At 62.8% G+C, this 19,375-nt stretch carries 16 protein-coding genes; 7 read left to right on the forward strand and 9 right to left on the reverse strand.

From position 1 onward, the window contains the following. Positions 1–125 precede the first annotated feature (125 nt). From ABIE53_RS17730 to yacG, 6 genes are all read left to right on the forward strand, one after another. Complete coding sequence (locus ABIE53_RS17730; protein ID WP_006051832.1) at positions 126–1,418, forward strand: GspE/PulE family protein; 1,293 nt, start codon at positions 126–128, stop codon at positions 1,416–1,418. After that, a complete protein-coding gene (locus ABIE53_RS17735; protein ID WP_006051831.1) occupies positions 1,415–2,644 on the forward strand; it encodes a type II secretion system F family protein in 1,230 nt (409 codons plus the stop codon). Before ABIE53_RS17730 ends, ABIE53_RS17735 begins: the two co-directional genes overlap by 4 nt. Before the next feature lie 27 nt (positions 2,645–2,671). Further along, on the forward strand, positions 2,672–3,625 hold the full coding sequence (locus ABIE53_RS17740; protein ID WP_006051830.1) for a prepilin peptidase: 954 nt from the start codon (positions 2,672–2,674) through the stop codon (positions 3,623–3,625). A gap of 3 nt (positions 3,626–3,628) precedes the next feature. After that, positions 3,629–4,231: a dephospho-CoA kinase gene (gene coaE / locus ABIE53_RS17745; RefSeq protein WP_006051829.1), complete on the forward strand. Its 603-nt coding sequence runs from the start codon at positions 3,629–3,631 to the stop codon at positions 4,229–4,231. A gap of 275 nt (positions 4,232–4,506) precedes the next feature. Next, on the forward strand, positions 4,507–5,262 hold the full coding sequence (gene zapD / locus ABIE53_RS17750) for a cell division protein ZapD (RefSeq protein ID WP_006051828.1): 756 nt from the start codon (positions 4,507–4,509) through the stop codon (positions 5,260–5,262). Between the two features lie 141 nt (positions 5,263–5,403). Next, a complete protein-coding gene (yacG, locus tag ABIE53_RS17755) occupies positions 5,404–5,601 on the forward strand; it encodes a DNA gyrase inhibitor YacG (RefSeq protein ID WP_029971508.1) in 198 nt (65 codons plus the stop codon). 65 nt (positions 5,602–5,666) lie between these two features. On the opposite strand, the gene ABIE53_RS17760 is transcribed toward yacG, so the two are convergent. The 5 genes from ABIE53_RS17760 to ltrA form a co-directional block, all read right to left on the reverse strand. Next, positions 5,667–6,089: an NUDIX domain-containing protein gene (locus ABIE53_RS17760; RefSeq protein WP_006051826.1), complete on the reverse strand. Its 423-nt coding sequence runs from the start codon at positions 6,087–6,089 to the stop codon at positions 5,667–5,669. Next, positions 6,086–6,955 (reverse strand): ATP-binding protein, encoded by an 870-nt coding sequence (locus tag ABIE53_RS17765; protein ID WP_006051825.1) that lies wholly within the window; start codon positions 6,953–6,955, stop codon positions 6,086–6,088. Before ABIE53_RS17765 ends, ABIE53_RS17760 begins: the two co-directional genes overlap by 4 nt. 40 nt (positions 6,956–6,995) lie before the next feature. After that, the gene (argJ, locus tag ABIE53_RS17770; RefSeq protein ID WP_006051824.1) at positions 6,996–8,237 is read right to left on the reverse strand and encodes a bifunctional glutamate N-acetyltransferase/amino-acid acetyltransferase ArgJ; all 1,242 of its coding nucleotides are present in this window, start codon (positions 8,235–8,237) and stop codon (positions 6,996–6,998) included. Between the two features lie 150 nt (positions 8,238–8,387). After that, positions 8,388–11,198, reverse strand: a complete 2,811-nt coding sequence (gene secA / locus ABIE53_RS17775) for a preprotein translocase subunit SecA (protein ID WP_006051823.1) — start codon at positions 11,196–11,198, stop codon at positions 8,388–8,390. A 202-nt stretch (positions 11,199–11,400) separates the two neighbouring features. Further along, positions 11,401–13,101, reverse strand: a complete 1,701-nt coding sequence (gene ltrA, locus ABIE53_RS17780; RefSeq protein WP_192698730.1) for a group II intron reverse transcriptase/maturase — start codon at positions 13,099–13,101, stop codon at positions 11,401–11,403. 1,216 nt (positions 13,102–14,317) lie between these two features. On the opposite strand from ltrA, the gene ABIE53_RS17785 reads away from it, so the two are divergent. Next, positions 14,318–14,803 (forward strand): DciA family protein, encoded by a 486-nt coding sequence (locus ABIE53_RS17785; protein WP_006051822.1) that lies wholly within the window; start codon positions 14,318–14,320, stop codon positions 14,801–14,803. Between the two features lie 83 nt (positions 14,804–14,886). Here ABIE53_RS17785 and lpxC read toward each other — a convergent pair whose 3' ends face one another. The 4 genes from lpxC to ftsA form a co-directional block, all read right to left on the reverse strand. Next, complete coding sequence (gene lpxC, locus ABIE53_RS17790) at positions 14,887–15,804, reverse strand: UDP-3-O-acyl-N-acetylglucosamine deacetylase (protein ID WP_029971512.1); 918 nt, start codon at positions 15,802–15,804, stop codon at positions 14,887–14,889. A gap of 295 nt (positions 15,805–16,099) precedes the next feature. After that, the gene (locus tag ABIE53_RS17795) at positions 16,100–16,603 is read right to left on the reverse strand and encodes a peroxiredoxin (protein ID WP_006051820.1); all 504 of its coding nucleotides are present in this window, start codon (positions 16,601–16,603) and stop codon (positions 16,100–16,102) included. 222 nt (positions 16,604–16,825) lie between these two features. After that, positions 16,826–18,022: a cell division protein FtsZ gene (gene ftsZ, locus ABIE53_RS17800; RefSeq protein WP_029971514.1), complete on the reverse strand. Its 1,197-nt coding sequence runs from the start codon at positions 18,020–18,022 to the stop codon at positions 16,826–16,828. A gap of 117 nt (positions 18,023–18,139) precedes the next feature. Beyond that, the gene (ftsA, locus tag ABIE53_RS17805; RefSeq protein ID WP_013340575.1) at positions 18,140–19,372 is read right to left on the reverse strand and encodes a cell division protein FtsA; all 1,233 of its coding nucleotides are present in this window, start codon (positions 19,370–19,372) and stop codon (positions 18,140–18,142) included. Positions 19,373–19,375 lie beyond the last annotated feature (3 nt).

Here is a 19,375-nt window from a genome sequence, read left to right on the forward strand (position 1 = left end):
CGCACACACAGCATCGCACAAGGTCCGAGCGCGCACCATTAGCCGAATGGCCGAGTGTCATTCAGACGCGCCTTGCCGGAAACTGGAGCCGTCGTGTTCTACAGGCGGCGCATCGCCGGCTCCTCATGCAAGCTTCTTTTCAACCCGCCGCATCGCTGCGGCCGCTGCCCACCGACGGCGCAAACGCGTCGCGCAACAAGCCCAACCCGCTCACCGCCGACTCAGGCGCGGCAACGCTCAACGATCCAGACAACGCCCCCGCCGTGCGTCTCTTGACGGACACGCTACGCGAAGCGACGCGCCGCAATGCGTCGGATCTGCACATCGAGCCGGCTGAAAACGGCTGGCGCGTGCGCCTGCGTATCGACGGCGTGCTGCACGAAATCTCGCCGCCTCCGGCTCATCTGCGAGACGCGTTCATCACGCGTGTGAAGGTGCTTGCGCGCATGGACATCGCCGAGCGGCGCGTGCCGCAGGACGGCCGGCTGCGTATCGCCACGTCGCCCGGACGGCTCGAGGACTACCGCGTCAACTCGCTGCCCACGCTGTTCGGCGAAAAGCTCGTGCTGCGCAGGCTCGACGCGCTGCCGGCGGATCTTTCGCTCGACTTGCTCGGGCTCGACGCGCAGCAGCGCGATGCCGTCGATGCGGCAATTCGCGCGCCGCACGGTCTCGTGCTCGTCACGGGACCGACAGGCAGCGGCAAGACGCTGTCCTTGTACTGCTTTCTGAACCTGCTCAATAGCGAGGCGCGCAATCTCTGTTCCGTCGAAGATCCGGCCGAAATCCAGCTAGCCGGCATCAACCAGGTCAGCGTGCGCGAGAAGGCCGGGCTGACTTTCGCGGTCGCGTTGCGGGCGTTTTTGCGCCAGGACCCGGATGTGATCATGGTCGGCGAAATACGCGACGAAGAGACCGCCGACGTCGCCGTAAAAGCCGCGCAAACCGGCCACCTGGTGCTGTCCACATTGCACACGAACGACGCGCCGGCCGCCGTCGCGCGCCTGATCGACATCGGCGTCGCACCGTACAACCTGGCCGCCGCGCTGCGCATGGTGACCGCGCAGCGGCTCGTGCGGCGCCTGTGCGCGGCGTGCCGGGCGCCCGCGCCACATTCGGCCGCCGCCCTACGTGCCGCCGGTTTCGCCGACGATCAGCTCGGCGACTGGCAGCCGTATGCGGCCACAGGCTGCGCCGCTTGCCACGGCATCGGCTATCGGGGCCGCGTCGGCGTCCATCAGGTCATGCCGGTGTCCGCTGCCATGCGCGATCTGATCGTCGCGCGTGCCGGCAGCCATGAACTCGCGCGGCAGGCGCACGGCGAACGGGTCGGCACGCTGCGCGCCGCCGCGTTGGCTCTGGTGCGCGACGGCACCACGAGCCTCGCCGAAGCGCTTGCGGCAACGGAGCTGGCGTGAGCACCCCGATAACGCGCCGTCCTGCATCGACCGATACGCGCTTCCGATGGCGCGGCGTCGACGTCGATGGCAGCCGCAAAACCGGCGTGCTCATCGCACCGGACGCAGCCACTGCGCGGACACTTCTGAAGCGCGAGAATGTCTTCCTGGCCGACCTGAAGACGGAAGGACCGGCGCCGCGCCCAAAAGCGAATGCCGCCGAAGTCACGCTGTTCACACGCCAGCTTTCCAGCCTGCTGCGCGCCGGCTTGCCGCTCGCGCCCGCGCTCGATCTGCTGGCTCAGCCGCAAAACTCGCGCCGTGCGGGCATGCCGCGCATCGTCGGCGCACTGGCACGCGACATCACCGCGGGTCTGCGTTTTTCCGCTGCGTTGCACGGGCACCCAGCGCAGTTCAACGCACTGTATTGCCAACTGGTGCAGGTGGGCGAAGCGGCAGGCGCCTTGCCCGCCGTTCTCGCGCGAATCGCCGACGACCGCGAACGCGCCGCCGCGCAACGCGCAAAAGTGCGTGCTGCATTGACGTATCCGGTCGCGATCCTGCTGCTAGCTGTTGCAATCACCGCAGCGTTGCTCGTTTGGGTCGTCCCGACCTTCAAACAGATCTTCGACGGCTTCGGCGCCCGGTTGCCCGCGCCCACGCAATTCGTATTGGCGCTGTCGTCCGGCGTCGCGACGTGGAGCGTGCCCGCGATCGCAGTCATCGTCGCCGCATGTTCGGCTGTGACGTTTCTCCTGCGACGTTCGGAAGCGGCGCGCATCCGCTTCGCGCGCCTGTCGTTGAAAATGCCAATCGCCGGCGCGTTGCTCGCGACGCTTTGTGCCGCGCGCTGGAGCCGTGCGCTCGGCACCTTGCTGTCGGCCGGCACGCCGCTCGCCGATGCGTTCGACTCGCTCACGCACGCCACCGGCAATGCATTTTTCGATCGCGCGACCGTCGACATCGCGGTGAGGCTGCGGCGCGGCGAACGGCTTGCCGCGGCCATGCGCGCGGCGCGCTGCTTTCCGCCCGAGGTCGTGCAGCCGATCGCGGTTGCCGAGGAGTCCGGAGCAATCGACACAATGCTGCTCGACGTGGCGTCGCTTGCCGATCGTCAGGTCGACGAAAAAATCGGCACGCTGTCGAGCCTGTGCGAACCGCTCGTCATCATTGTGCTGGGGGCGCTCGTCGGCGGCCTCGTCATCGCGATGTATCTTCCCATTATTCAACTCGGCAACGTGGTGTAGCATCGCAGCCGAATCCATTGTTTATCCATGCAGGCAGCTCATTCACTCGTGCCAGACACCTCATCCAGCCTGCTTTCGGGCCCGCTTTCAAGCCTGCTGCCGGCGCATTTCGCGGCCGGCTCCGGCCAGGCATTCGGCAGCCTGCCCACTGCATTGCAGTTCGCTTTTGCAATCGTGTTCGGTCTCGTGATCGGCAGCTTTCTGAACGTGGTCGTGCATAGAGTGCCCATCATGCTCGAACGGGCATGGCGTCTCGAAGTGAGCGAGGCGACGGACGAAGCTCTCGAAGAAGACGGCCTGCCGGTGCGCTACAACCTGTGGGTGCCGCGTAGCGCCTGCCCTCACTGCGGGCACGTGCTGCGCGCGTGGGAGAACCTGCCGGTGCTGAGCTACCTGCTGCTGCGCGGCCGCTGCTCGGCGTGCAAGGCGCGCGTGAGCCTGCGTTATCCGCTGCTCGAGTTGGCCAGCGCAGCGCTCGCGGCGCTCGCGCTCGCGCTGTTCGGCCCGACGCTCGCCGCGCTTGCCGCATTCGGGCTGTGTGCGGCGCTGCTGGCAATGAGCGCGATCGACATGGACACGCATCTGCTGCCCGACTCGATGACGTTGCCGCTGCTGTGGGCGGGCATCATCGTCAATTTCAACGGTATGTTCGCGACGCTGCACGATGCGGTGCTGGGCGCGATCTTCGGCTACCTCGTGCTGTGGGCCGTGCATTGGCTGTTCCGGCTGGTGCGAGGTATCGACGGCATGGGTTACGGCGACTTCAAGCTGCTCGCCGCGCTCGGCGCGTGGCTCGGCTGGGCCGCGCTGCCGCAGATCGTGCTGGTGGCCGCCGTGGCGGGCGCGGTCGTCGGCCTCGCGGCCACGTGGCGCGGCCGCATGCGCTTCGAAGAACCGCTGCCTTTCGGTCCGTTTCTGGCAGCGGGCGGCGCACTCACGCTGTTCCTCGGCACACCGCTTTATCTGGCTCTCGGAGGCTGAAGCATGTTCGTGGTGGGACTCACTGGCGGCATCGGCAGCGGCAAATCGACGGTAGCCGATCTCTTCGCGGCGCACGGCGTGCCGCTCGTCGACACCGATGTGATCGCGCATCGCATCACCGCGCCGCAAGGCATGGCGATGCCGCAGATCGCCGCCGAGTTCGGCAGTGCATTCGTCGCCGCCGATGGCTCGCTCGACCGCGCGCGCATGCGCGCACTCGTCTTCAGCGACGACGCGGCGCGCAAGCGCCTCGAGAACATCACGCATCCTTTGATTCGCGCAGAGACCGAACGCGAACAACGCGAGGCGAAGGGGCCGTATGTGATCGTCGTGGTTCCGCTGCTCGTCGAGTCGGGAAGCTGGAAAAACCGGGTGGATCGCGTGCTCGCCGTGGACTGCAGCGTGGAGACGCAAATCTCGCGCGTGATGAGCCGCAACGGTTTCAGCCGCGATCAGGTGCTTGCGATCATCGCGCGCCAGGCAACGCGCGAAGCGCGCCTCGCCGCCGCCGACGACGTGATCGTGAACGACAACGCGCCGCTTGCCGCGTTGGCGGCGCAAGTCGACGCGCAGCATCGCGCGTACCTTGCGCTCGTGGGAGCGTAAGCGGCACAGAAGTCAGCGGCGCAGCGCGAGCGTCTGCACGCATGCCGCGGGCATCTCGCTTTGACGACAAAACCGCACGCCGATGCCTGACGTCAGCCGTTGGCGCGAATCGTTGAACTTCGGCACAGTCTGCATGCCGAAGCAGCTGAAAACCGCCGAAAACGCGCAGAAAAGTTTGCACAGACGCGCACAAAAAGCGCGCGATTGCTAGGGTAGTCCCACGGCATTAGAATGTCCTGCATTCCCGTCACCGACCACGCCCGAGGCGAGCCCGCTTGATCCTTTACGAGTACCCCTTCAACGAGCGAATCCGGACGCTATTGCGCCTCGAAGATCTGTTCGAGCGCTTCACGTTCTTTCTGACGCAGCAAGACGCCAGGGAACATCACGTCGCACTGACTACGCTGTTCGAAATCTCCGAGGTAGCGGGTCGCGCGGATCTCAAGTCGGATCTGATGAAGGAACTCGAGCGGCAGCGGCAAACGCTCGCGCCGTTTCGCGGCAATCCGGGAATCGAGCAGAGCGCGCTTGAAGCCGTGCTCGGCGAAATCGAGCAGACCTTGGCGGGGCTTTCGCAGATGCAGGGCAAGACCGGCCAGCATCTTGCAGAGAACGAATGGCTTGCGAGCATCCGCAGCCGCGCGATCATTCCGGGCGGCACCTGCAAGTTCGATCTGCCGTCGTACTATGCGTGGCAGCAGCTTCATCCGGATCAGCGCCGTCAGGACATCGCGAAATGGGTCATGCCGCTGCTGCCGCTGCGCGACGCCGCCACGATCGTGCTGAGGCTTGCACGGGAGTCCGGCCAGGCGTCGAAGGTCATGGCGATGGCGGGCAGCTATCAGCAAATGCTGTCGGGCCGCTCGTATCAGTTGATGCAGGTACGCGTGGCGCCCGAATTGCGTGTGATTCCCGAGGCCAGCGCGAACAAGTACATGCTGTGGGTGCGCTTCACGGTGCAGGACGGCGACTTGCGTCCGCGCGCGGTGGACGTCGACGTGCCCTTCCAGCTCACGCTTTGCAGCCTGTAAGCCCCGTCCGTTCCGACTGTCGGACAGATTCGGATTCACAGATACGTACAGCAGGCGCCCCCCCGGTCGGCCGCGCCTTTAAAGCGGCGCCAAATGCCCTTATATTCGTTACTGTTCAAATTGCACTAGTTGCCTGACCGTATGCCAACCGTCGTCAAATGCCCCACTTGCGGAAAGGACGTCCGCTGGACACCTGAAAGCCGGTTTCGCCCATTCTGCTCCGAGCGTTGCAAGCAGATGGATCTAGGCGCCTGGGCCGCCGAGAAGTACAAGATCGGCGGGACCGATCAGGAAGCGTCGTCGGACGAGACGCCTGACGGGGACTACAACCCGCATTGACCGGTACGGTACGGCGCGCCGCACCTGAGCGCGAGTGGCCGCAACCGCGCCGTTTCCTTTCCCGATTACTGTTTCTCCGCCGCGAGCCATTCCAGCACTGGAATGGTGGCCGGCAACAGCGGCGACACGTCGGCGGGCAGCGCCTGCCAGACAAACGCCTGACCTTCGCGGCCATGCGGCTCGCCCGTCCACTGCGTCACCTTGCAGAAAAAGAGCCGCACGTAGGCGTGCGGATAGTCGTGTTCGAGCGTATGCCAGAGGTGACAGGCCTTCACGTCGATGCCGAGTTCCTCGTGCAACTCCCGCGCGAGCGCCGCCTCGACCGACTCCCCCGCCTCCAGCTTGCCGCCCGGAAACTCCCAGTAGCCTTCGTACGGCTTGCCGGCCGGACGCTGGGCGAGCAGATAGCGCCCGTCCGGCTGCACGAGCACGCCGACGGCAACCTCTGTGACCGGGCGGCCCGCTGCGTTTGTCAGAGCGTCGCTCATGCCTGAGCTTTCCGGCCGGACCAGTCGCGCGCGAACTGCCACGCCACGCGCCCCGAACGCGACCCGCGCTCGAGCGCCCACACCAGCGCATCGCCGCGCGCCGCCTCGACTTCGGCGTCGTTGCAGCCGAAATGCCGCAGCCAATGCGCGATGATCGACAGGTAGTCGTCCTGCTTGAACGGATAAAAGCTGACCCACAGCCCGAAACGTTCTGACAGTGAGATCTTTTCTTCGACAAGCTCGCCCGGATGAATCTCACCATCGGACGTGTGCTTGTAGGTCTCGTTGTCGCTCATGTACTCGGGCAGCAGATGGCGGCGGTTCGACGTCGCGTAAATCAGCACGTTGTCCGATTGTGCGGCGACCGAGCCGTCGAGCGCGACTTTCAGCGCCTTGTAGCCCGACTCGCCGTCTTCGAACGAGAGGTCGTCGCAGAACACGACAAAGCGTTCCGGCCGTTTCGCGATCAGATCGACGATGTCGCCCAGGTCGTGCAGGTCGTCCTTGTCCACTTCGATGAGACGCAGGCCGTCCTTCGCGTACGCGTTCAGGCACGCCTTGATCAGCGACGACTTGCCGGTGCCGCGCGCGCCCGTCAGCAGCACGTTATTCGCGGGCAGCTTGTGGACGAATTGGCGCGTGTTCTGCTCGATGAGCGCTTTCTGGCGATCGATGTTTTGCAGATCGTCGAGCGTGATGTCCGAGATGGCGGGCACCGGTTGCAGATAGCCGCGCCCCTGGCGCTTGCGCCAACGAAACGCCACCGCCGCCGACCAGTCGATTTCAGGCGCGGCGGGCGGAAGCATCGCTTCGAGGCGGACGAGCACAGCTTCGGCCCGTGTCAGAAACTGTTCGAGTTTGTCCATGACAATGAATGAGCGGCCCGAGGCCGCGTGATGAACCGGATTACGAGCGGTAGTCGGCGTTGATGCTCACGTAGTCGTGCGACAGATCGCAAGTCCAGATCGTGGCTTGCGCATTGCCGCGACCGAGCACGACGCGAATGCCGATCTCGCTCTTTTTCATGACGCGCTGGCCGTCTTCTTCACGGTACGCCGGATTGCGGCCGCCGGCAGTCGCGACCAGCACGTCGTCCAGATACAGATCGATCTTGCCGACATCGAGATCGTCGATGCCGGCATAGCCGATGGCCGCCAGGATGCGGCCGAGGTTCGGGTCCGATGCGTAGAAAGCCGTCTTCACGAGCGGCGAATGGCCGATCGCATACGCGATCTGGCGGCATTCGCCGACGCTCGAACCGCCTTCCACCTGAACCGTCATGAATTTGGTCGCGCCTTCGCCGTCGCGCACGATCAATTGCGCGAGCGTCTGCGCGACTTCGGTCACCGCGTCGCGCAACGCTGCATAAGCGGGCGAGTCGGTGGACGTGATCGCCGGCAGGCTGGATTTGCCCGACGCGATCAGGATGAATGAATCGTTGGTCGACGTGTCGCCGTCGATCGTAATGCAGTTGAACGAGCGGTCCGCCACGTGCCTGACCAGCGCGTCGAGCACGGGCTGCGCGAGCGCCGCGTCGAACGCGAGGAAGCCGAGCATGGTCGCCATGTTCGGCTTGATCATGCCCGCACCCTTGCTGATGCCGGTCAGCGTGACGGTGTGGCCCTCGATCGTGACCTGGCGCGAGGTGGCTTTCGGCAGCGTGTCGGTGGTCATGATCGCCTGCGCGGCGTCGTACCAGTTGGCTTCCTTGCGATTGGCCAGCGCGGCAGGCAAACCGGCCTTCAACCGATCGACCGGCAGCGGTTCCAGAATCACGCCGGTCGAAAACGGCAGCACCTGTTCCGGCGCGATGTCCGCGAGGCGGGCGAGTTCCGCGCAGGTTTCGCGCGCATGCGCGAGGCCCGGTTCGCCGGTGCCCGCGTTCGCGTTGCCGGTGTTGATCACGAGCGCGCGAATCGGCTTGCCTCCGGCGCGCACGCGCTCGAGATTCTCGCGGCACACGGTGACCGGCGCCGCGCAGAAACGGTTCTGCGTGAACACGCCGCCTACCGTCGCGCCTTCGTCGACGGAAATGACCAGCACGTCCTTGCGGTTCGGCTTGCGAATGTTCGCCTCCGCCCAGCCGAGCGTGACGCCGGCGACGGGATGCAGTTGAGCGGGATCGATCGAGGGGAAATTGACAGCCATGGTCGCGACCTGTCGAAGAAAATGCCGGCGGGCGCCGGCATCGAGGAAAACGGAACTGGTGGCTCGGGCAAGATGCCGGAGCACCGCGAAATCAACCACAACATACTGGCAAAGCGACGCGGCGCGCTCAGAGGCGCGCCGCTTTCGGCATTATGCGATCTTGCCGTGACACTGCTTGTACTTCTTGCCGCTGCCGCACGGGCACGGATCGTTGCGGCCGACCTTCGGCACGCCGTCCGCGCCGACAGCCGAGGCCGCTTGCGACGACGACGCGTGGCTCATTGCGTCGCCGATCATCGCGGCAGTCGCGGCTTCCACGGCGGCGGGCGCCGCAGCCGACGCTTCGGCGAATTCCGCATGACGGAACTCGACGTTCTCCAGATGGCCGCCCTGCTCTTCCATCTGTTCGGCCGCTTGTTCGAGCTGCTCCGGCGACTGGATCTGCACGTTCATCACGATGCGGGTGACTTCGAGCTTGACCGCGTCGAGCATCGCGGCGAACAGTTCGAACGCCTCGCGCTTGTATTCCTGCTTCGGGTTCTTCTGCGCATAGCCACGCAGATGGATGCCCTGGCGCAAGTGGTCCAACGCCGCCAGATGTTCGCGCCAGCTACGGTCGAGCGTTTGCAGCATGATCGAGCGCTCGAACGCGCTGAACGATTCGCGGCCGACCAGTTCGACCTTCGCCTCGTATGCTTCGTCCGCGGCAGCCTCCACCGCTTCGAGAATCTCGTCCGACGTGATCGAGTTCGACTCGTTGATCATTTCCTGGATCGCGAGGTCGAGCTGCCATTCGTTGCGCAGCACTTCCTCGAGTTCCGGCACGTCCCACTGTTCTTCAATGCTGCCCGCCGGCACGAACTGGTGAACGATGTCCGCAATCACGCCATGACGCATTGCGCCGATGGTTTCCGTGATGTCGTTTGCCTCGAGCAGTTCGTTGCGCTGCTGGTAGATGACCTTGCGCTGATCGTTCGAGACGTCGTCGTATTCGAGCAGTTGCTTACGAATATCGAAGTTGCGCGCCTCGACCTTGCGCTGCGCCGATTCGATGGAGCGCGACACGATGCCCGCTTCGATCGCCTCGCCTTCCGGCATTTTCAGGCGGTCCATGATCGCGCGCACGCGGTCGCCCGCGAAAATGCGCAGCAGCGGATCTTCCAGCGACAGATAGAAGCGCGACGAACCCGGATCGCCCTGACGGCCCGCACGGCCGCGCAGCTGATTGTCGATCCGGCGCGATTCATGACGCTCTGTGCCGATGATGTGCAAACCGCCCGCGGCCTTCACCTGGTCGTGCAGCGCCTGCCATTCGTCGTGCAGCTTCTGGATGCGGCGGCGCTTTTCGTCCTCGGGAATCGTCTCGTCCAGTTCGATGAACGACGCCTGCTTTTCCGCGTTGCCGCCGAGCACGATGTCCGTGCCGCGACCGGCCATGTTCGTGGCGATCGTGATGCGCTTCGGACGGCCCGCTTCGGCGACGATCTCCGCTTCGCGCGCATGCTGCTTCGCGTTCAGCACTTCGTGCGGCAGACCCGCCTGCTTCAGCAGATGCGACAGCAGCTCGGAGTTTTCAATCGACGTCGTGCCGACCAGCACCGGCTGCCCGCGCTCATAGCAATCGCGGATGTCGCGGATCACCGCGTCGTAGCGTTCCTTCGCGGTCTTGTAAATCTGGTCCTGCTTGTCGATCCGCTTGGGCGGACGATTGGTCGGAACGACGACCGTTTCGAGACCATAGATCTCGTTGAATTCGTAGGCTTCCGTGTCCGCCGTGCCGGTCATGCCGGCGAGCTTGGCGTACATGCGGAAGTAGTTCTGGAACGTGATGGAAGCGAGCGTCTGGTTCTCGCTCTGAATCTTCACGTGTTCCTTCGCCTCGACAGCCTGGTGCAGCCCGTCCGACCAGCGGCGGCCCGCCATCAGACGGCCGGTGAATTCGTCGACGATGATCACTTCGCCGTTTTGCACCACGTAATGCTGGTCTTTGTAGAACAGCGTGTGTGCGCGCAGCGCGGCGTACACATGGTGCATCAGCGTGATGTTTTGCGGCGCGTAGAGGCTTTCGCCCTCGCCGATCAAGCCCCACTCGGCGAGCAGGCGCTCAGCCTTCTCGTGGCCCGATTCGGTCAGGAAAACCTGGCGGCCTTTCTCGTCGAGCGTATAGTCGCCCGGCTTTTCGACGCCGGTGCCGTCCGCCTTCTCTTCGCCGATCTGGCGCTCGAGCAGCGGCGGCAGCGCGTTCATGCGCACGTAGAGTTCGGTGTGGTCTTCCGCCTGGCCCGAGATGATCAGCGGCGTACGGGCTTCGTCGATCAGGATCGAGTCCACTTCGTCGACGACGGCGAAGTTCAGCCCCCGCTGCACGCGCGCTTCGGGCTCGTACACCATGTTGTCGCGCAGGTAGTCGAAGCCGAACTCGTTGTTCGTGCCGTACGTAATGTCGGCCGCGTACGCTTGCTGCTTCGCGTCGTGATCCATCTGCGACAGATTGATGCCGACGGACAGCCCGAGGAAGTTGTAGAGGCGCGCCATCCATTCGGCGTCGCGCTGCGCAAGGTAGTCGTTCACCGTGACGACGTGAACGCCGCGGCCCGACAGCGCGTTCAGGTAGACCGGCAGCGTGGCGACGAGCGTTTTACCCTCGCCGGTGCGCATTTCGCCGATCTTGCCGTAATGCAGGACCATGCCGCCGATCAGCTGCACGTCGAAGTGGCGCATTTTCAGCACGCGCTTGCTCGCCTCGCGGCAGACCGCGAAGGCTTCCGGCAGCAGCTTGTCGAGCGACTCGCCGCTCGCGATGCGCTGGCGGAACTCGTCCGTTTTGGCGCGCAGTTGATCGTCCGTCAATTGCTCGATCTGCGGCTCGAGCGCATTGATCGCCGCGACGGTCTTTTGATATTGCTTGACTAGCCGCTGGTTGCGGCTGCCAAAAATCTTCTGTAGAAAACCGGTGGTCATCGGATCGGTGTCTGCGTCGCGGCTTCGGCTGGTCGCGGCGTGCGGTTAAAAGCACGCGCGCTCCGGGGTCGGAATGGCCTCGGCGGCTTAGTCCAAGAGTGAATTGTCGGGTAGCCCGACCTTCTTACGAAGATCGGGCCCCCCGAGAACCGTACGTGCGAGTTTCCCCGCATACGGCTCAAATCTACAAACAAAGTTCTGTCTACGACAGAACCGGCTTAGTTACTGCAAGTTTACCAACGTGTACCTGCTGGTGACAGTGCGGGTGAAGCAAGACCCGGTTGGACAACTTGTCTGACCCGCCATGCATCCGATATTCCAGATGATGGTCGTGCCAGCCTGTTTCGTCCGTCAAGGCACAGCCGCAGTGCGCACACAGCCCGCTCTGCGACATGTACAGCTTTGCCCACTGTTTCCGGTAGCGCATCGAATCCCACAGACGCGTCTGCCGCAGTTGCTCGCCATATTGCTCCCACTTCGGATCAAAGGGATTGAATTCTCCTTGGATCTTCTTGTGTCTCCTGATCGCCGTACCGCTGAGTTGGTACAACTCCATCAGGCCCCAACCGCCATCGTCTCGAACCGTCCGGACCGCAAACACCCACTGTCGAGCGTCGATTGAGTGGAAGTACTTCTGTCGCACCCAACTGCTGCTCTTTCGGGGATGTCGCCGCTTGGACCACCACCAGAGCCTCCGGAACACCAGATGCTCCATGTGGGTGTACGCCTTTTTGGCCGTAACCGGATGGTGATACTGCGCCCATCCGCGCAACATTGGATTTAGCAGTCGGATCATCTCCTCCTGCTTCACCGTCTTGTTGCTGCGAATCGTTTCCGCCACCTTGCTGTAGAACGCTTTCGCGTTCTTCTTGCTCGGTTTGATGAGCATCTTTCCGGAGTACTTTCGGAAATTCCACCCAAGGAAATCGAAGCCGTCGTCAATGTGAGTGATCCGCGTCTTCTCCTCCGATAACTGCAGCCCCCGAACCGCAAGGAATGCCTCTACCCAAGGTCGGACTTCGCACTCCAGCAACTCACGCGAGTCGCCGGTGATTACAAAGTCGTCCGCGTACCGCACCACATTCACTTTGAGCCTTCGAGCTTTCATGATCCCTAGTTTTGCACCGAGGTGCACTTCCAGTTCTCGCTCCAGCCCATTCAGCGTTACGTTTGCCAATGTCGGGGAGATGATGCCTCCCTGCGGCGTACCGGCCTCAGTCGCCTGTAGCTGCCCCTTATAAATCAGGCCAGCCTTCAACCATTTCCGGAGGATTACTCTGTCCATCAGGACATTGTTTTCCAACCAGTCGTGACTGATATGGTCAAAGCATCCCTTGATATCCGCTTCGAGGACCCATTTGGCAGAAGCCTTTTGGGACATACAAACGCGGATTTGGGCCATCGCATCAGCTGTCGAACGATTTAGCCTGAACCCGTAGGAATTCAGGTCACTCGTCGATTCCGATACTGGCTCCAAAGCCAGCAGATGCAGAGCTTGCATCGCCCTGTCCCGCATGGTCGGAATGCCCAGAGGGCGTTCCTTCCCATTGGCCTTGGGGATAAAGACTCTCCGTAATGGCAGAGGCTTGTATCCGCGCCGCTTCAACCTGCCGATGGCTTCCCACCGGCTGTCAGGCGAATCCCATAGCTCGCGATCGACTCCAGCCGTTCGCGCACCCTGGTTTTGCGTAACACGTCGTACCGCATACAGCTTCGCAGACAACGTGCGAGTTAGCATCCGTTGCAGGGCTTTCACCCTACGCCAGTCACCTTCCCGCGTCGCCTTCGCAATTCGAATCTGCATCCCTCTCACGTTCCGCTCAACCCGTCGCCAATCTACGGCGTACCAGTTGTCCGGCGCGCGGGAAAGCGCAGATCCGGTCTTTCGACCAGATACTTTCATGCTGCTCTCCTACCTGGAAAAGTCCCCAGACAGAAGGCGCATCTCCCCCAGCGGGGTAGATACACCCCGCTGGGGAACAACAAAACTCAATGCAGGCGCATGCACCTGCATCTGACCAAGTTACAGAGGGTAGTCAGCCGTCTTGCGACGGTAGACCAGACGGAAGTCTGCCCGCTTTCGCGTGGGGTGATGTTCCAACCCCTATCCGAACCATTACAGCCCGGCTTTCGCTTTTTCCGTCCTCCCATACCTGCACAATCAACAGCGTCCCTTGCGGTTCGCCTGCCAGCCTTACTGCGCTGGCAACCATACAGGCTTACCACGTTCCCGGCATGTCACACGACTGACTTAGGTTCTGCCTATTCCCCGGCGGTATCACGAACGACGTAACCCGAGATTCGAGCGGGCTATCCAACCGCATACCTTTTGGTTAGTGCCTATCAGCAGCTTTGGCACACAATGCTAACGAGGTTTATCAGCAGTTCACTTCCGTTAACCCTATCAGCCAGCCTAGCGCCTTACCCCCTTGCTGCTAGGAGTATCCAGACCGCTCCTCGCGGAACCAATCTGCCCGAAACGTCCGGGGGCTACATTGTCAGAAGAGCTTCACACGCCACCGTTGCCAGTGACGCATGTCTTCCTAGGCTACTGCTGGTCGTACAGCAGGTTCACTACCCTCGTCGTCCAGCAAACGAGGTCGAACAATGACACACCGAGCTTTTCGCTCGTATCGTTTAGCGAAACCCTTGCCTGAAGGCGAGGGAATTGCAAACATCACCCCGCCCTGTCGGCGGAGGTGAAGCCGCTGACTGGGCGGGACCTGACGGTAATCAGGCCCATGCAACAAGGTTCCCGGCTGATTGCTCCGGTTTCCAATTTCACTACAAGGATGCTTCCCAGAGGGTTGCATCTGCTTCCTAAAGTGCGGCCCACAAGGGGGCCGCCTGCGGAGGGCATGGTGAGTTGCCTCAATAACCCTCTAGTCGATGCTCCGTAACGTGGAGCAGTCGGACACGAGCGTGCGTGTCGCACCGAATCGGGCATTTTAGCACGCGCCCCCGCCCGCGCCTCTGTCCGCGGCGCGACTTCGGCGGGGCAGCAACGCCCGTCGCGCGGAGCTTCGGCGGCGTGCATACGGGCGCGTCGCGGGGCATCTCGCACGGTACAATCGCGACGTGTGCGCACATCGGGTGCGAACGCGCCCTCACTGTCAAACATGAGCCGTTTTCCTTCCTTTTCAAGGCCGCCGCCCAAGCAGTTCAACGTGCGCCGGCCGCAGCCGGTCGCCGAGGTGCTCAGGCGCACCGACGCGTTTGCCGCGCTGCGCGCGGGCGTCGAGCAGATCGCCGCGCTCGAGAAGGACTTGCGCGAGCTGCTGCCCGATTATCTGGGATCGAGCGTGGAGCCGGGCTTCATCAAGGAAGGCGTGCTGTCGCTGTTCGCCGCGCATAACGCGCTGGCGGCGCGACTGCGCCATCTCGAGCCGCGGCTTTTGTCGGATTTGCAGCAGCGCGGCTGGCCGGTCAATGCGCTGCGCATTCGGGTGCGGCCGCAGCCCGTCAAGGAGCCGCCGCAGCCCAAGCAGGCGCGCATGACACCGGCCGGCGCCGATGCGCTGCATGCGTTGAGCGAATCGCTCGCGCCGTCGCCTCTACGCGAAGCGTTGGCGAAGATGGCGGCGCGGCATCGGAGAAATCGTTGAACAAAAAATAAGCGGCTCACATGAGCCGCTTATTTTTCGTACGCCCGCTTCGGAAGTTTCACCGAAGACTTGACGCGAATTCCCTACGCAAAAGCCGTCTGCGTCTCGTATGCGAAGCCGCGCGGCGCCTTTTGCGTGTCGTCGAACGTGACGATCTCGTACGAATCTTCGTGCGCCAGCAGTTCGCGCAGCAGCGCGTTGTTCAGGCCGTGGCCCGACTTGTACGCGTTGTACGAAGCCAGCAACGGATGCCCGATCACGTACAGATCGCCGATCGCGTCGAGCATCTTGTGCTTCACGAACTCGTCGTCGTAACGCAGGCCGTCGTTATTCAGAATGCGGTACTCGTCGAGCACGATCGCGTTGTCCATGCTGCCGCCGCGCGCGAGGCCCAGTTCGCGCATCATCTCGACTTCATGCGCGAAGCCGAATGTGCGTGCGCGCGCGATTTCGCGCACATACGACGTATTGGCGAAATCGACTTCCAGCGCCTGACCGGTTTTATCCACGGCCGGGTGGCGGAAATCAATCGTGAATTTGAGCTTGAAACCGAAATACGGATCGAGGCGAGCGAATTTGTCGCCGTCGCGAATCTCGACCGGCTTCGTCACCTTGATGAATTTCTTCGGCGCGTTCTGTTCTTCAATTCCCGCGGACTGAATCAGAAACACGAATGAGCCGGCACTGCCGTCCATGATCGGGATTTCTTCCGCGGTCACGTCGACATACAGATTGTCGATGCCGAGACCGGCGCAGGCGGACATCAAATGCTCGATAGTCGACACGCGCGCGCCGTCTTTCTGCAATACGGAAGCGAGACGCGTATCGCCAATCGCCATTGCCGACGCAGGAATGTCCACCGGCGTGGGCAAATCCACGCGCGAAAAGACAATGCCCGTGTCCGGCGCTGCGGGACGGAGCGTCAGGTCGACCTTTCGGCCGGAGTGCAAGCCGATGCCGACCGTCTTGACGATTGATTTGATAGTGCGCTGCTTCAACATGGTCATCTTTTGCTCGATTGAAAATCCCAATCGGGACTTTTTATTCCATAGCGCGAATTATACTCCATAACCCTAAGCAGCGTCTTCGCGCGGAAAGTATCAATCTGTTTCGCTGCATTACCCGTCTTTTTCAACGGGCGCCCGTGAGGGAAAGCGTGACGGGCCGACGTCCGGAACGGAGGCGTTTCCGGTCGTCGGCCCGCGTAACGGCCTGTCACAAAGCGTCGTCGCAACCGTTGCCATTGCGCCACGCGGATAACCGCGTGCGAAGGCGAAGGCGCCGACGCGCTGATAACTAGCTCAACGTTGCGAGAATACTCCCTGCATCGCTTACTTCGAATTTGCCGGCAGCCTCGACGCTCAACGTCTTGACCACGCCGTCGTCGACAACCATCGCGTAGCGCTGGGAACGGATTCCCATGCCGCGCGCCGACAAATCCTGCTCGAGACCGAGCGCTCGTGTGAAAGCCGCACTGCCGTCCGCCATCATGCGCACCTTGCCCGAGGCATGCAGATCGCGTCCCCACGCGCCCATTACGAACGCGTCGTTCACGGACACACACCAGATTTCGTCGATGCCGGCCGCGCGCAACTGCTCAGCGTGTTCGACGTAACCCGGCACATGTTTGGCAGAACAGGTCGGCGTGAACGCGCCAGGCAATCCGAAGATCACCACGCGCTTGCCCGCCGTCTGCTCGCGCACGTCGAAGCTGTTAGGCCCGATCGTGCAGCCCGCGCGCTCGTCTTCGACATACTCGAAGAGCGTTGCGTCGGGCAGCTTGTCACCTGCTTGAATCATTGCTCAGTCCTTTGCATCGATGCGAAGCATCGCCCGCACGTTATCGTGTCGCAGTGAATCGGCGACAGTTGCCCAAACCGCTTCGTTTTCCGAAGAGGGCACTTGTCCTTGCCGCGAATCCGACGATACGCGGCTTGTTAGCCGTTCACCCGCCACGCTCGTGCATTCGTCCGCCAACGCCGGAAACTAAAACGGCGCGGACAGCGAAAGCCTCCCGTGCGCTCAGTCCGCCTGCTTGCGCAGGAATGCCGGAATGTCGTACGTGTCGACGCCCTTTTCCTGCAGCGCCTGCACGTGCGAAGCCGCGGTGTCGCGCGACGTGCGCCATACAGCCGGTGTGTCGAGCGCGCCGTAGTCCGCCGTGCTGGCGTGCGACGGCGTTGCGTACGAGCCGTGTTGTGCGGCGATCGGCTGGTTGTCGGTGCCGGTGCGCAGCAGCGTCATCGGTGCCGATTGCTGCTTCTTCGCTGCACGGCCAAGACCCGTTGCGACGACCGTCACGCGCAGCGCGTCGCCCATTGCATCGTCGTACACCGCGCCGAAAATCACCGTTGCGTCTTCCGCCGCGTAGCTCTTGATCGTGTTCATTACTTCGCGCGTTTCCGACAGACGCAGCGAACGGCTCGACGTGATGTTGACCAGCACGCCACGCGCGCCCGACAGATCGACGCCTTCCAGCAGCGGGCTTGCAACAGCCTGCTCGGCAGCGAGACGCGCGCGATCGACGCCGGCAACGGTCGCCGTGCCCATCATCGCCTTGCCCTGCTCGCCCATCACCGTCTTCACGTCTTCAAAGTCGACGTTCACCAGACCGTCGACGTTGATGATTTCCGCGATGCCGGCAACTGCGTTGTTCAGAACGTCGTCTGCGCACTGGAAGCACTTGTCCATCTCGGCGTCGTCGCCCATCACCTCGAACAGCTTGTCGTTCAGAACGACGATCAGCGAGTCGACGTGATCCTCCAGTTGCTGCGAACCGGCTTCTGCCACACGCATGCGCTTGCCGCCTTCGAACTCGAACGGCTTGCTGACCACGCCAACAGTCAAGATACCCATCTCTTTCGCGATCTGCGCGACCACGGGTGCTGCGCCCGTGCCCGTGCCGCCGCCCATGCCGGCCGTGATGAAGACCATGTGCGCGCCGCGCAATGCGTCGGCGATGCGCTCACGTGCTTCTTCCGCTGCGGCGCGGCCCATTTCCGGCTTGGCGCCGGCGCCCAGACCCGTGTTGCCCAACTGGATCACCGCGGTGGCGCGCGAACGCGACAAAGCCTGCGCGTCCGTGTTCATCACGATGAAGTCGACGCCTTGCACGCCTTTGTTGATCATGTGCTGAACAGCATTGCCGCCAGCGCCACCTACTCCGACCACCTTGATGATGGTGCCGTTCGTTTCGGTTTCCAGCATTTGGAAATCCATGATGCCTCCGTCAAGATAAAAAATTGCAGCCACTCGGCCGTTATTCGGCAGGAGATCGGGCAACCTCCTGTCGCGCGCCAGCCGCCGGCACCAGCGCGTATTTTGAAAACGAATGCGTTAGAAGTTGCCGAGGAACCAGTCCTTCATGCGCGTGAACACCTGTCCCATGGAACCGGATTGCACCGCGACCTTGCGGCCGCGCATGCGTTGCGAGCGTCCTTCGACGAGCAGACCCATCGCCGTCGAATAACGCGGATTGCGCACGACGTCGGCGAGACCGCCCGCGTATTCCGGCACGCCGATACGCACCGGCTTCAGGAAAATGTCTTCACCCAGTTCGACCATGCCGAGCATCATCGACGCGCCGCCGGTCAGCACCACGCCGGAGCTCAGCAGTTCCTCGTAACCCGACTCGCGCACCACCTGCTGCACGAGCGAAAACAGTTCTTCGACACGCGGCTCGATCACCGCCGCCAGCGCCTGGCGCGACAGCGTGCGCGGACCGCGCTCGCCGAGACCCGGCACTTCGATCATTTCGTCCGGATCGGCCAGCGCCTGCTTCGCGATGCCGTAATCCACCTTGATGTCTTCCGCGTCCGGCGTCGGCGTGCGCAAGGCCATGGCGATATCGCTCGTGATCTGGTCGCCGGCAATCGGAATCACAGCCGTATGACGGATCGCGCCTTCGCTGAAAATCGCAATGTCCGTCGTGCCGCCGCCGATATCGACCAGCACCACGCCCAGTTCCTTCTCGTCTTCCGTCAGTACCGCGAGCGACGACGCGAGCGGCTGCAGAATCAGATCGTTCACTTCGAGGCCGCAGCGGCGCACGCACTTCACGATGTTCTGCGCCGCGCTCACCGCGCCCGTGACGATATGCACCTTCACTTCGAGGCGAATGCCGCTCATGCCGATCGGCTCGCGCACATCTTCCTGACCGTCGATGATGAATTCCTGCGTGAGGATATGCAGCACCTGCTGGTCGGTCGGAATGTTGATCGCCTTCGCCGTTTCGATCACGCGCGCCACATCGGCCTGCGTGACTTCCTTCTCCTTGATCGCCACCATGCCGCTCGAATTGAAGCTGCGAATGTGGCTGCCGGCGATGCCGGTGAAAACGTTGGTGATCTTGCAGTCGGCCATCAGTTCGGCTTCTTCGAGCGCACGTTGAATGGACTGCACAGTGGCTTCGATGTTCACCACCACGCCTTTCTTGAGCCCCTTCGATTCGCTCTGGCCGAGGCCGATCACCTCGTAGTGACCTTCGCCCTTCAATTCGGCGACGATGGCCACCACCTTCGACGTCCCGATGTCGAGGGCGACCAGCAGATCTTTATAGTCTTTACTCATAGC

Source organism: Paraburkholderia sp. OAS925, from assembly GCF_040543975.1.
GTDB lineage: Bacteria > Pseudomonadota > Gammaproteobacteria > Burkholderiales > Burkholderiaceae > Paraburkholderia > Paraburkholderia graminis.